The following is a 12,800-nucleotide window of genomic DNA, read 5'->3' as shown; positions in this document are numbered from 1 at the left end:
CAGGCGCATCACCGGAACCAGCCCCGCGTACGCGACCAGATTCGTGTCATCGAACGCGGCGGACACCGCCGCAGCGGCATGGGAAGATTGCATCTAGCGGATGCACTCCGATTCTGTGGACATGGAACCCTAGGAAGTCCCATTATCCCAGTTCAGAGGGCATCCGCGTCTTCATGTCCAAGCCATGAACCGGCTGTTGCCCGGTGGATTCAGGCTAAGGCCCCACCGTGAACGCATCGGCTGGAAAGGAAACATCGGCCATGGACGCGCGGACACTGCTCCAGGTGCTGGTTCGGGAGCGGGGATGGACCTACGACGTGTTCAGAAGGGGCTATGAGAAGGCCGCCAGAGAGGTGGCCGCAGCCGCTGGTGAGCCACCCTCTACCGCAACGGTAGAGGAGCAGACCTTCCGTCGATGGACCTCAGGACGCGTCAAGGGACTCCCGAACCAACCAGCTCCGCAGGTTCTGGAGCACATTTTCGGGTACCCCGCGCGACAGCTCCTGGAAGCGCCGACCGAGCTGCCTCCATCTTCGGCCGGGAACCATGTACTCACGCTCAACGAAAGCGAACTCGCAATGACTGCACGGGATGCCGCCGCGCACGCCGGTGATGCCGCCTCCCTCAGCGTTCCGGACATGACGCTCGACCAGCTGGACGACGACGTCGTGGCCCTGGCCCGCGACTACAACCGCACCTCTCCGATAGAGGTATACGGTCGCGCGAAGGAGCTCCTGGGCATTGCCCAGTCCCTTTTGGAACGAACCCAAGTACCCCGCCAGCGAACACGCGGATACCTCGCAGCAGGCCAGTCTGCGGCTCTCCTTTCAGCGATCTGCTTCGACCTGGGCTCCCTTCCCACAGCCGTGTCGCTGTCACGCACCGCGGCGCTCTATGGCCAGGTCATCGAGCACGGGCCCCTCCAGGCATATGCCCACGGTGCGCTCGCGTTTCTGGCATTCTGGGGCGGTCGCCCGGCTGAGTCAGTTCGGCTCGTACACATGGCCCAGCAGTTCGGAGGACTCGGCGACACCGCCCGCACACGGCTGTCCGTCATCGAAGGACGCGCCTACGGACATTTGAGGAACCAACCCGCAGCAGAACGTGCCGTACGCAACGCCCTTGAGCAGAGCATCGGGATCCGAGACGAGCTCCATGACGACATCGGTGGCGAGTTCGGCTTCCCGAATGACCGAGTCGCCATGAGCAACGCCACGACCTACCTTCTGCTGCGCGATTCCGAGGGCGCAGAAGCAGCAGCACAAAGCGCCCTGCACCTCCTGAGCAACAAGCCCGAAGACCAGCGACCGCTACTCATCTCGACACAAGCCTTTGTGGATCTCGCTCGTGCCCGACTCCTGCGCGGCGAACTCGACGGGGCCCGCGATGCCCTGGAACCCGTCTTCGAGGTGCCCACCGAATGGCGCGGCACGGGGACGCTGGAGCGCCTGGCCGCCGTAAGGTCCAGCCTTTGCCATCCCAGCTTCGTTGGCGCCGCAGAGGCCAGCACGCTCGGCGAGCGCATCGAGGAGTTCAGTGCGGCAGCAACAGCACATAAGCTCGGGAACACAGCGTCATTGGCCATCGAGAGCTGATGCTCAGGCTCCTAGCTTCGCCAGGATCTGTGTCTCCTTCAGCACCGAGATGCCGTGCTCGGCCCAACGGGGATGCTCGACTCGCGTACCGCCGCTCTGCAACCACTCCCACGTAGCAGCTACCGTCTCCGCCAGGGAGCGGCACTGCAAGCCGGCCGCTTGTGCTGCAGAGGAATCGATGCTCCACACCCCTGCATGCGTGCGCCAGAGCGGCAACTCCGTCCACTGCTGCACACCCTGCTCGATCAGAAGGTCGTCGGGTGCCCAAACGAGATGTCCCGCCCGCCCCGTAACTTCCAGGCAAGCCGTGAGGAATCCGACCATCGTCTCGCGGCCAATGGGCGCCGTCACGTTGAACGCGGCGCCGCCCGGGGTGGCGGCTTGATCCAGCGCGAAAGCCGCTACGTCCCTGACATCCACGGGCTGAATCGACTTCTCCGGCTGCCCCGGAGCGAGGATCGCCCCGCCCTTCTCTGCCCTATGCAGCCACCATGGAAGACGCCCCACGTACTCGCCCGGGCCCAAGATCACCCCGGGACGGAGGATCGACACCCGCGTCGCACTGAAAGCCGCCAGCGAGGCCCGTTCAGCCCCCGCCTTCTGTCGCCCGTAGTACCAGTCCGGACCATCCCAGTTCGCGGGCAGCCGCCCGTAGTCGGCGTCGGCTTCAGCAGGTCCATCGAGGACCTCAGAGGACTCGGTCAACGGCTCGTCCGGCCAGCCCCGGTACGCATTGACCGTAGAGACGTACACGTACTTGCCTGCTACGGGCTCCAGCATCTTGGCCCCGGCCAGCACGTCTCGGGGCGCCAGCTCGGAGGCCGATGTATCGATCACGGCGTCCCATGGCCCGTGCTCGGCGAGTGCCGCGAGGTCTTCCTTTACCGTGCGGTCCCCGTGAATCTCACGCGTTCCTTCCGGCGCGGTGCCCGACCTTCCCCTGTTGAACGCCGATACTGCCCATCCGCGATCAAGTGCCGCCTGAGCAACAGCTCGGCCCAAGAACCATGTCCCGCCAAGCACGAGAATCTTCATGACGTTGATCCTGCCCGTAGAAGCCCCGACCGCGCCACGTCACAGATCGTGGGCACGGAGAACGGGCAGGGCGTACCTGAGCGCGACTGCATCCCTGTCCTATCCGTCGAGGACCTCGATCAGCTCATCCGTGACCTCTGGCAAGCGACCGCGCGCCTGGGGCAGTGGCGCAACCGGCTCCCCGCCCCTGCCGACCAATCTCCACTACCGGTAGCGGCGCGCGGGCAACAGCCACGTCGCCGCCATCGCCGCCTCCCCCTCGTCATCCTCGTCTCCGGGGTCATCCGGGGCGGGGGCTTGGCGGACCTGTTCGATCTGCCGCTCGATGCCGCGCAGATTCTCCTGCAGGTCCATGGTCACCACGCCATCGACGGTGACCTTCAACGGATCAGCAAGGAGCTTCGCCCGCCGCTCGCCCAGCACCTCCAGCGCGACGGCGCGCACCGACCGCAGCCGAAAGAACCGGCGCTCCAGATCAGCCAGATCACTAACCGGTCCGAGCTGCGCCAGCAGCCACGACCGCTGGAACTCGTCCACCAGGTCCTCCTTCCCCACACGAGGCACGGCCCGGAGCCAGGGACAACCCCATGGAACCGGGCCGTACGAGCGATCACGACGATGCCGACGAGGATCGGGCTCGCCGCGACGGCGGCTTCTTCGCCCCGCCCCCGCCGGCCTCCTCCTGCTCCGGCTCGGGCTCCGGCTCGGGCTTCCCCGTGCTCGGGTCGGGCTCACCGATAGCGACCGGCACCGGTTCCACTACCGACTCGCAGTCATCAGGTGGCACGTCCCACGCATCCGGGTTCGTGACCAGAGCGGCGATCTCCGACGCTGGGCACTCGCCCGGCAGGAGGATCACTTCCTCCCGCGTGGACGGGTCCTGCACATACACAGCGGCTTTCAGACGTCCCGGCATCACAGCACCTTCGCCACGATGTGTGCGTCCGGCGTGTGCAGCACCGGCATCCCCACGGCGGCGCCCTTGGTGTAGATCTGCACCGGGTCATCCTGGACACTGCGGGTGATGATGAGGCCCGGCGCGTCCTCCCGGATGATCTCCGGGTTCGTACCGCGCGACAGCACCAGGGCCTCGGCCGTCACACCGAGCTGGGCCTGCCCCCACTTCTCACGGTCCGGGGGCACCAGAATCCACAGGTCCTCGGGCAGCACCTTGCGGGGCTTGCCGTCCACCCGCACCTGCGCCTTGTAGAACGTGATCGGCGGCAGCGAGTAGTTGCCGCGCACCACGTTGATCTGCTGCGGGGGCAGCGTCGCCGTTGGCGTCGTCGACGGCTTCACGCTGCCGTAGTACGCCGCCCTGTACGCGTTGTTCGCGGCCAGGTAGCTGAACGCCTTCCGGCTGGTGATCACCAGCTCCGGCTCCGGGGCGCCGATGTCGTCCAGGTACTGGATCCACCGCAGCTCATCGGCGATCTGGTCGGACTCCGGATCCGACCACGGCCGTGCGGCGACCGGCATGTTCTCGGCCGGGACGTTCCAGTCCACCTCCAGCGTCAGCCCGTTCTCCTGCACCAGCTCGAACTTCCCGTCGGCCAGCACGTCGCCGGCCGCCAGCTCCAGCCGCGACCGGATCGCCTCCACATGGCGTTCCACGTCGTCATACAGCAGCTCGATCAGCCGGTCTTGGTCCGAGCCGTGCGACGCCTCCAGCAGGATCTGTTCCTGCTCGGAGATCACGAGCTTCTGGCCCAGCGCAGGCAGCGCCCCCTCACGGGACCGGTACTTCGCCACATTCACGTACCGGCCCGAGTCCCGCGTGCGCCACTTGGCCTCCCGAATCTCCAGCGTCGGGAAGATCGTCTGGGTGAGCAGGAAGTCCTTCGGGCTGGGTATCGCCCTCGCGAACGTCGCCAGGTCCATGACCGAGACGTCCTTCAACAGGTCCTGAATCGTCACAGCTCAGGCCCCGCTCACACGAACCGGATCTGAGCAGCACGCGGGTGCCACACCAGCTGCGAGAGGTCGATGCCGCCCGGAACGACCGCGTCCCACCAGTCGCTTCACATGCGGCAGCGGCTTCGGCGTCGTCGAGATCACAACCTGCGGCGCCTCCGCCTCACGCAGGCAGAACCACAGCATGTCGTAGACCTCCTGCGCGGTGTGCCGCGACCAGGCCGCGTACTCATCGCACCACGCCTTGTCGAACGCCCAGCCACGCAAGTTGTCCGGCGTCTCCGCACCGAACCCACGGATCAGCGTCCCGTTCTGGAACGTCCGGGACTTGTCCAACTCCCGTGCCACCTTCGTGACACTCCGCGCCGGACCGAGATCGCGATACACGGCAAACGCCTCGAACGCCTGGGGAGATTCACCACCCTGCCGCTCCCAGGGATCGGCGACGCCCCGGTCATCCACCGGTTAGCCCTTCCTTCTCCCCATGCGCCACCGATTCCCAGCTACGTCCAGGGCATAAGGGTAGACATCAGCGGGGCGAACCTCTGCCAGAGAGCTACCCGTATCCCTCAGCTACCCAGCCTGTCCGGGCGCACCTCACAAGGCCAGAATGGCCGCTGACGGAGATCAGCGCGCGCACGATGAAAGGATCGATACCCATCACGGAGAAGCCGTCCCCGTGATGGGCTGCACCACGTCATGACCGGCCGCGACGCACCGCGGCCCGCTCGCCGCACTTCGCCCTTCGAGAATCCGATGGGTGAGAAGAGGATCCCATCGGCGCCTCCCACGTCCTGCATCAGCCCGACGAAGGCATCCACGTAACGATGATCGTGTGGCGCCTTGATGACGCTGCCCCCGTGTCAGGGGGCGCCGCCCCGGCCGACCGTGGGGGGTGAGGGTGGCCGGGGCACTGCACGCCCTATCGTGTGAGTAGGGCAGAGCGCGTGTCCGGAAAGCACAACGCCTCGCGCCACGCCCACATCGACCAGCAGTGCCTCGGTCACCAGCCCGAGGCGGCGGCCAGCCCACCGCCACAAGGCACCAGACGATGCGAAGGCTCCTACATCGATTCCGTACAGCCGGCTCTGGCTGACCGACCTCACCACCGCTCTGAGCGGTCAGCGAAGCTCCGCGCGAAGTGCTCAGACCGCTCGAGTGTCACTCTCTTCCCTCCGCGGGTCGGGCACGGCGCCGTGGCGGAGCTGCTCCGGGATGAGATCTCCGTGTCGAGTGCGGAGGTAGTCCAGTGCTTGCTCGAGTGAGGGGTTGTGGGTGATGCCCCTCTTGATGAACTCCAGGCGTTGCTCGGCATCTTTAAGGATCTGTGACCAGGTGCGGACCCACACCCGGACCATTGCGTGGTCCTTGTCGTCCGGCTCGTTGATCAGGCCCTCTGGCTTGCCCCGCTGCCGGGCTCGGGTCTTGATTCTGTTGTCCATGTGGCGGATCACGAGGTAGAAGTCCCAGGTCGTATCGACACCGGCGAAGCGCGGATCGGCGACCACGGCCTCCATGTAGTCCTCGATCTGGGCGACTTGCTCGCGCTTGGCCACGACGGAGGGGGCCTTGAGCTCGACGACGAGGTGGCGTACCCGGTCATGCTCCCTGGATTCTGCGGAGAGCATGAGGTCGACGCGTCCAAATCGGCCGTCTGGGAGTCGTACAGGCCCGTCGGGGGTGGGATCCATGCCGACGGCCCTGCGATGGTGCTCCAAGGCGCGCGTCAGGCCGATCTCGCTGCTGGTCATCATGTTGTACTCCTCGCCGAAGACCCACAGCTCCCTCTCCAGGATCTTGTGGAGGTGATCGCGTTCTTTGACCAGTCCATAGGTCTCCTCATCGAAGACAAGGTGTTCGAGGACGCTCAGGAAGTCCAAGCGGGAGGTGATGAGGGACGTGGCGCGGATGATGTTGGACAGGCTGGTCTGCCGGAGTAGTCCGTGCAGATGGGTGGCATCTGTGGCATCGAGCCGGAGAACCCTCTCTAGGATGTCGATCATCTGATCTGGGTTGTGGCGCAGCGAGTTCTGCAGCAGCGAGAGGGTGAGCTTTTTCTTGGTCCTCTCGGTGGGGATGTGCCGGTGGATGGAGGTGGCGACCAGGTCGAAGGTGGCCTGCTCGGCCTGTGCCTCATCGGAGGTGGCGCGGGCCGGATAGGGGTAGACGTCTTCGCTGATCCAGCGGTCGACGATCAGGCGGCGTTGGCGGCGGCGCTTGTCTTCGAAGTGAGCGAAGATCCAGGCACGTGCGGCTTTGACGAGGGGTTTGAGGGGAGTGTCACCTCCTAGGGTGATGAGGGCCATCTCGTTGCGGTGCCGTGGCATCGGTTCCCATAGGACGTACGCGGTGTAGGAGAAGTCGGCGTCCGAACTGACGGCGTCGATGGATTCGACTGGGGTGTTGGCGGCGTCGCAGAGAGCGATGGTGCGTTCGTTGCCGGAGTGCCACTCGATCAGGCGCAGTCGCGCCTGCTGCGTCTCGCCGTCGTATTCGAAGCTAAGGTTCTCTTCCCACTATTCGTCGCGAATGTGGGTGCGGGGGTCGATCACCTTGCCGTCGTAGGTGACGCGGACGTCGGGGAAGGTGAGCAGATAAGGCGCGAGACCTGCGGTGATTTGCGCGGCGGCCTTGGGCTCGAGGAGCCGGTCGACGTGGCGGGATTGTTTGCCCCATAGCTCCACACGTGTGCCCGTGTCCGCCATAGGGTCGGTGGTCGGCTGGAAGTCGATGTCCCATTCGGTCCGCTTGCTGATCTCCGACTCGATCGTCGTGCGCATCGGCGTCCCATCGACCGTGCGGGCTAGGCTGGTCAGCGGGTGTAGTGGCGAGACTCCCCCTCCTCCCCCAAGGGCCGGCGATCCAGACTACGTGAGCCCGGAGATGCGTCAATGCAACGCCGCGATTACAGAATTGCTCAACAGGGACGGAAACGAAAGCAGTGAGGCGCTCGTGCAGAATACCAGCGAGGTAGACTATCCCGCCACGCTCCGCAATGGGATCAAGTCCGGCGAGTTTCTGACATATGTCGGAGTCGAGACCGTTAGCATTCCGGGGATCGATTAAAATCATTCCATAGTTGAGGTGGAATTTGGCAACAGCGGTAGTTACACTTTCAAGCTCATCAAGCAAGGTGGTGAATGGTTGATCGATGGATCGACTTGCTACCACCACTGCGGATAGCCCCAGCCGGCTCCGTGGACGTCGCCCGCGCCCTGGCCGCCATCCGCGGAGCCGTGGCCGCCGGCACCGAGACGTCTCACACGCGAGACACCACCCGGCCGCCGCGGCCGCGCTCGACTACGGCCTCTCCCAGCGCGCCCTGATCGCCGTCTCCGGCCGTACCGGCGACGTCGCAGGCTGATCCCCGCCGACTCGCCGCACTCGTCCACAGCGGCCTCCAGGCCCTCGATGAGCCCATGGTGCGCGCGGTGGTCCGCCAGGCCGTCCGCGACGTACGCACCGCACCGCCCCGCCCCCGCCGCCCGCCGAACCGCCGGCGGATCCCGCGGTCGCCGAACTCCGCCGCGTCGTCGACGACCTCGCCGCCAGCACGCACGCGATCGGCGAGCTGATGCTCGAAGTCGCGCTGGCCTACCTGTCCGACACCGAGGCGGCCGACGTCCTCGCCCTGCTCTGTGAGGAGATCGGCGAGCCCCTCGAGCACGGCCTGGCCGCCCGCGGCTACGCGATGTCCGGGGACCGCCGCGCCCTGCACCGCACCGTCCTCTGACCGCCGCCGCTCGCGGGCACTCGGCTTCCGCTGTGAGTCACACACCCTGTTCTCCCTGGTGGGCCGGGTGCGCTGTGAGGCTGTCAGGTGTGAAGCGAGGGCCTGCGGCGGGGACCTGGTGCTGCTCCTGGTGGTGGTGCAGCGCAGCATTTGCATGGGCCCGCGTAGCACAAGGCTGCTGCACGGGTCGGCGGCCGGTCCCGCGGTGGTGCAGCGGGTGGCGCCGGTTTGTTCTGCTGCTCCAGAACGGTCCGGTGTAGCTGGTGCTACCGGCGTGCTGCTCCGTCCCGGCCGGGAACGACGACGGCGCCCTCCCGGTCGGGGGGCGCCGTGATGGTGCGCGGAGTCGACGGCGGTCAGCCGGCTAGCCGGAGGGTGGGACGGGCCTCGGGGGCGGGGGCGTCCTCGCCGCCGTCCGGGTCGGGGTCGAGGTCGGTGCCGGTGCGGGCGTCTCGGGCCCGCGGGGGCCGGATGTCGCCGGTGGGGAAGTTCAGCGGCCACACGAACGTGTCGAGGTCCTTGAGGTGGTTGACCATGTGGGTCAGCGACTCGTAGCCGGCCAGCAGCGGGTGGATGAGCACGGTGCCCTTGCGCTGCCGCTCGCTCAGGATGCCCTTGTCTCGCAGCTGGCCGATCGCGCGCGAGACGACGGACTGGGTGAGCCCGAGGCGTTCGGCGATCTCCTGCTGTCGGATGCGGACCAGGCCGCCGGGCTCCTGGCGGGCGGTGAGGACGCCGAACACGTCGCGGACCGTCGGCGACAGGCACGCGTGACGCCGATGGCTGATCATCGTCTCGTGCTGGCCGCGCGCCGGCCGCCACAGTGACGCAATGGACGCAGGACTCGCCGCCGTTCTCGGCGCCACCGGCGGAGCTCTCAGCACAGCGGTGACGGGTGCCACCGCCGCGCTCCTCAGGATAGCCGGGCATGAGACGTGTCTGACAGACGGTGCGTCTGCCTGGTATTGGGGTTGACGGGAATCGCGTCTGAGCCCCGGATCAGGGGTGTGTCTCCCCAGGCCGTGGTTCTTAGGTGTGATTCGAGGCTGGTGCTTCAGGGGCGATGTGCCCAGAACAAAGCATGTCCGCCTTCACCTTCAGGGACAAATTCTTCGCGGTCGACGATCAGGCCGGCTTGTGTGAGCCAGGTGCGATTCGTTGCGGCGTCCGCGTGGCTCCACCACATGGCGGCCCCTCCTTCGAGCCAGTTGTCCTCGGTTCCGGTCCAGGCGTCGTGCCCGGTGGTTCCCAGGAAACAGCCGCCGGGGCGGAGCCAAATGGCGATCCGTTTCAGCATGGGGAGTTGTTCCTCAAGGGGAACGTGGATGAGTGCGTAGAAGGAGACGACGGCGTCGAAGGACGCGGCAGGGAAGTCCGCTGTCGTGGCATCGGCATGGATGAACTCGGCTTCCGACACAAGTTGTCGCGCCCTGCTGATCTGCACCTCGCTGATGTCAATACCAGTGACACGGTGTCCAGCTGTCGTCAGCGATCGAGCCACTGGAATGCCGCATCCGCAGCCCAGGTCCAGCACCGAGCTCTCGGTCGGGATGCGGCTGCACAATTCGCTGATCCACGGTTGATACTTCGTCTCGGCAGCGTATGCCTCCTCGTAGTGACGGGAGAGCGCGTCATAACCACCCCCGCACCACGCCAGTGTCGACCCCGATGGGCGGCTGACTGCGCCTACACCGAGAACGGCCGGGACTCTCGGTGGTCCAGTCGCCGTCGAAGAGCGCGGCGACCAGGCGGGCGTGGCCGTCGGAGAGTTGCCCGGAGGGCGGGTCAGCATGCGCGGGCTGGGCCTCGCGGGGCACCCAGGGAAGCGGCGTCGGTACAGACCCGTGGGCGGGGCGGTAGGGGGCGGGTTTGGGTGCCCTGGAGAGCGGGTCAGAAGTGGGTGGTGATGCCGAAGGCCTGTCGGAGCTGCTCCATGTCGTGACGGTCGCGATCGGCCGGTTCGTAGTCCTGGTGGAAGTAGACCTGCTGATCGGCCGACAGGCAGGGGACGGCGGTCCCCTGGATCTGGGAACTCACCATGCGCAACGGACGACCCGCCACCATCCCCCACCCGACCACCCCTGGCCCCACAACACCCGCTACCCCAAAGCCGCATGAACCACCACTACCCTCCCGCCCCACGCCGGAACGCAGCGCGGTAATCCCGCGGCCGACAACCGGTCCGGCGCGCGAAGACGGCACTGAAGGTGCTCGGGTCCGCGTACCCAAGCTCGGCGGCAATGCCTGCGACGGTCCTGTCCGTGTTCTCCAGAAGGAGCCGAGCGCGCCGGACCCGTGCCCACTGCAGGTACTCGAGCGGAGACTGCCCGGTCTCCTCGCCGAAGCGACGGAGCATCGTCCGGGTGCTCACATGGAACTCCCGGGCGAGAGCGGACAGGTCGTAGCGGGTCCCGAGACGCCTGTCGAGCCACCGCTTCACCCCGAGTGAGAACTCACGCCCCAGCTCAGGCAGCAGGTCCAGGTCGACATACGGGGCCTGGGAGGAGCGGGCGTCGTCGAGCAGCGCGATGCGGGCGATGTTGCGGCCGACACGGGAACCGTCATGTTCGCGGATCAGCTGGAGAGCGAAGTCGTACATGGCGCTGAAGCCCGCGGTCGTCGTCACACCGCGATCGGTGACCACCAACTGATCCGGACGCACCTTCACCTTCCCGCTGCGACTGGCCAGTTGGTCCGCGAAGAGCCAGGACGTCGTGGCTTCCCGTCCGTCGAGCAGACCGCCCTCGGCGACCAAAAAGGCTCCTACGCAGATCGATACGACCGCCACGCCGGCGGCAGCCTGGGCCCGGATGGTCGCCACCTCGGGCTTCAGTTCGGCGAGCGTCGCATCGAGATCGGTGTCGGGCGAGAGCTCGAAGCCCGGCACGATCAGCACATCCACGGGCCGCATCACCGACACGTCAATGGCTGAACCGCCGGACGCTCGTACCCTGCGCCGAGGCGAGACGACGGACACCTCGTAGGAGGGCCGGGACGCCCCTTGGGCTGCGGCGACGCGGTTGGCCATGGCCAGCAGGTCGGGAACGCCGTATACCTCGGACGCAAAACAGCCGGGATATGCCAGTACCCCTATGCGCAGCGCGTCCACGGCCCCTCCAACGCTCGAACGAATGGCGACATCACCCTGCTGGACGGCGATATCGCCGCTTCGCGCCGGGACAGTCTCCCGACAGACTCCCGTCATGACAACCAAGCGACCGCAACGCCACTCCCCCGAGGACGACCCGCTGGACGACTTCTCCCGAAGGATCGTGACCATCGACGGCGTCGCCAAGACCGTCCACGTCATCGGGTCGGGTCCGGCCGTCGTCCTGATGCCCGAGATGCCGGGCATCAGCCCGGACGTCGCACGGCTTGCGCGCTGGTTTGCCGCGGCCGGCTTCTCCGTCCACCTGCCCTCCCTCTTCGGCATCGACGGTGCCTACCCGACCGCCGATGAAGGAAAAGCCGTGGTCCGCCGCGCCTGCGTCAGTGCCGAGTTCCGGGCCTTCGCGGGTGGCGGCACCAGCCCCGTCGTCAGCTGGCTCCGTGGGCTGGCGCGCATCGCGCACGCGGAGTGCGGCGGACCGGGCGTCGGTGCGGTCGGGCTCTGCTTCACCGGCAACTTCGCGCTGACCATGGCGCTCGAACCGGCGGTCATCGCCCCGGTGGTCAACCACCCCTCGCTCCCCCTCGACGACCCCGCCGGGCTGGAGATCGGTGACGAGGACGCCGACTCTCTGGCACGACGCGTCGCCCGTGACGATCTGCGGGTGCTCGCCTACCGCTTCGAGGGCGACAGATGGTGCACGGGACAGCGCTTCGCCGCCTACCGGGCACTGCTCGGCGACGCATTCGACGGTCGCGTGCTGCCGGCCGGCGCAGCGAACCCGGAGCCGCCGCCGTTCTTCCGTGATGTCGTCGGATGCGCGCACAGCGTGGCGACTGCCCATCTCGTCGACGAGCAGGGCCACCCGACGCTGCGTGCCCGCGACGAGATCATCGCATTCCTCGCCGAACGCCTCCGCCCCGACCGGACACCCGTCGGTGCCCCGTCCTCTCCGGGGGCACCGCACCACCCGCGGTCATAGTCTGTCGCCATGCAGGAGACGTCGAAGCAGGAGACGTCGAAGCCCAGGTCGTGGCAGGAGATGCGCGAGTGGCAGATCGGACTGCTCGAACGCGACACGGGTGAACCGCTCGGGGCGTTGACGGAGCGGATCCGCCGCCAGGCACCTGCCACCGATCAGGAACTGCGGGCCTGGCCGAGCTGCTCGACATGACCGTCCAGGCGCGCAAGACCTTCGTGGCACTGGTCGGCCCGAAGCGGACCTTCGCCAGAATCCGGGCCGCCACCCGCATGCGCGTCGACGCGGGCCTGCGCATGCCGGGCGCGGAGCCCGACGGGCGGCTGCTGGCGGCGAAGGGTCTCGGGGACGAGATGGCACTGTCAAGCTCCGCACCGACCCCGGCCACGCCACCGCGCTCCTGCGCGCCCTGACCAACCTCGAAGTCAACCGGTG

15 protein-coding genes and 1 pseudogene are annotated in these 12,800 nt (G+C 67.1%); 5 read left to right on the top strand and 11 right to left on the bottom strand.

What is annotated here, in order from left to right; translation table 11 throughout:
* Positions 1–260: 260 nt before the first annotated feature.
* A complete protein-coding gene (locus ABZU99_RS06325; RefSeq protein WP_356049951.1) occupies positions 261–1,595 on the top strand; it encodes a hypothetical protein in 1,335 nt (444 codons plus the stop codon).
* A 3-nt stretch (positions 1,596–1,598) separates the two neighbouring features.
* Here ABZU99_RS06325 and ABZU99_RS06320 read toward each other — a convergent pair whose 3' ends face one another.
* The 7 genes from ABZU99_RS06320 to ABZU99_RS06290 form a co-directional block, all read right to left on the bottom strand.
* Positions 1,599–2,630, bottom strand: a complete 1,032-nt coding sequence (locus tag ABZU99_RS06320; RefSeq protein WP_356049953.1) for an NAD-dependent epimerase/dehydratase family protein — start codon at positions 2,628–2,630, stop codon at positions 1,599–1,601.
* Between the two features lie 204 nt (positions 2,631–2,834).
* Positions 2,835–3,167, bottom strand: coding sequence for a hypothetical protein (locus tag ABZU99_RS06315; protein WP_356049955.1), 333 nt, complete (start codon positions 3,165–3,167; stop codon positions 2,835–2,837).
* 73 nt (positions 3,168–3,240) lie between these two features.
* Complete coding sequence (locus tag ABZU99_RS06310) at positions 3,241–3,546, bottom strand: hypothetical protein (protein WP_356049957.1); 306 nt, start codon at positions 3,544–3,546, stop codon at positions 3,241–3,243.
* Positions 3,546–4,547 (bottom strand): major capsid protein, encoded by a 1,002-nt coding sequence (locus ABZU99_RS06305; RefSeq protein WP_356049959.1) that lies wholly within the window; start codon positions 4,545–4,547, stop codon positions 3,546–3,548. Before ABZU99_RS06305 ends, ABZU99_RS06310 begins: the two co-directional genes overlap by 1 nt.
* Positions 4,548–4,550: 3 nt before the next feature.
* Positions 4,551–5,006, bottom strand: coding sequence for a terminase family protein (locus tag ABZU99_RS06300; protein ID WP_356049961.1), 456 nt, complete (start codon positions 5,004–5,006; stop codon positions 4,551–4,553).
* Positions 5,007–5,689: 683 nt separating this feature from the next.
* Positions 5,690–6,850 carry a hypothetical protein gene (locus tag ABZU99_RS06295; RefSeq protein ID WP_356049963.1) on the bottom strand — a complete coding sequence of 387 codons (1,161 nt, stop codon included), beginning with the start codon at positions 6,848–6,850 and terminating at the stop codon, positions 5,690–5,692.
* 210 nt (positions 6,851–7,060) lie between these two features.
* Entirely contained in the window at positions 7,061–7,324 is a 264-nt protein-coding gene (locus ABZU99_RS06290; protein WP_356049965.1) for a hypothetical protein, read from the bottom strand.
* Positions 7,325–8,118: 794 nt separating this feature from the next.
* On the opposite strand from ABZU99_RS06290, the gene ABZU99_RS06285 reads away from it, so the two are divergent.
* A complete protein-coding gene (locus tag ABZU99_RS06285) occupies positions 8,119–8,277 on the top strand; it encodes a hypothetical protein (RefSeq protein ID WP_356049967.1) in 159 nt (52 codons plus the stop codon).
* A 356-nt stretch (positions 8,278–8,633) separates the two neighbouring features.
* Here ABZU99_RS06285 and ABZU99_RS06280 read toward each other — a convergent pair whose 3' ends face one another.
* The 4 genes and pseudogenes from ABZU99_RS06280 to ABZU99_RS06265 all read right to left on the bottom strand — a co-directional run bounded on the left by ABZU99_RS06280 (position 8,634) and on the right by ABZU99_RS06265 (position 11,386).
* Positions 8,634–9,068 carry a helix-turn-helix domain-containing protein gene (locus ABZU99_RS06280; protein WP_356049969.1) on the bottom strand — a complete coding sequence of 145 codons (435 nt, stop codon included), beginning with the start codon at positions 9,066–9,068 and terminating at the stop codon, positions 8,634–8,636.
* Positions 9,069–9,331: 263 nt separating this feature from the next.
* Entirely contained in the window at positions 9,332–10,069 is a 738-nt protein-coding gene (locus tag ABZU99_RS06275) for a class I SAM-dependent methyltransferase (protein WP_356049971.1), read from the bottom strand.
* A 98-nt stretch (positions 10,070–10,167) separates the two neighbouring features.
* Positions 10,168–10,302 (bottom strand): annotated as a pseudogene (locus ABZU99_RS06270) (amino acid transporter); the annotation flags it as partial.
* Between the two features lie 100 nt (positions 10,303–10,402).
* Positions 10,403–11,386: a helix-turn-helix domain-containing protein gene (locus ABZU99_RS06265; RefSeq protein WP_356049973.1), complete on the bottom strand. Its 984-nt coding sequence runs from the start codon at positions 11,384–11,386 to the stop codon at positions 10,403–10,405.
* Positions 11,387–11,480: 94 nt separating this feature from the next.
* Here ABZU99_RS06265 and ABZU99_RS06260 point away from each other — a divergent pair, with 94 nt between their 5' ends.
* The 3 genes from ABZU99_RS06260 to ABZU99_RS06250 are packed head-to-tail and all read left to right on the top strand — an operon-like array spanning position 11,481 to position 12,778.
* Positions 11,481–12,368: a dienelactone hydrolase family protein gene (locus ABZU99_RS06260; protein WP_356049975.1), complete on the top strand. Its 888-nt coding sequence runs from the start codon at positions 11,481–11,483 to the stop codon at positions 12,366–12,368.
* Positions 12,369–12,377: 9 nt separating this feature from the next.
* Complete coding sequence (locus ABZU99_RS06255; RefSeq protein WP_356049977.1) at positions 12,378–12,560, top strand: hypothetical protein; 183 nt, start codon at positions 12,378–12,380, stop codon at positions 12,558–12,560.
* Positions 12,557–12,778, top strand: coding sequence for a hypothetical protein (locus ABZU99_RS06250; protein WP_356049979.1), 222 nt, complete (start codon positions 12,557–12,559; stop codon positions 12,776–12,778). The genes ABZU99_RS06255 and ABZU99_RS06250 overlap by 4 nt, the downstream gene beginning before the upstream one ends.
* Positions 12,779–12,800 lie beyond the last annotated feature (22 nt).

The organism is Streptomyces sp. NPDC005266, assembly GCF_040607655.1.
Taxonomy (GTDB): domain Bacteria; phylum Actinomycetota; class Actinomycetes; order Streptomycetales; family Streptomycetaceae; genus Streptomyces.
This window is presented reverse-complemented; position numbering and strand designations above follow the sequence as displayed.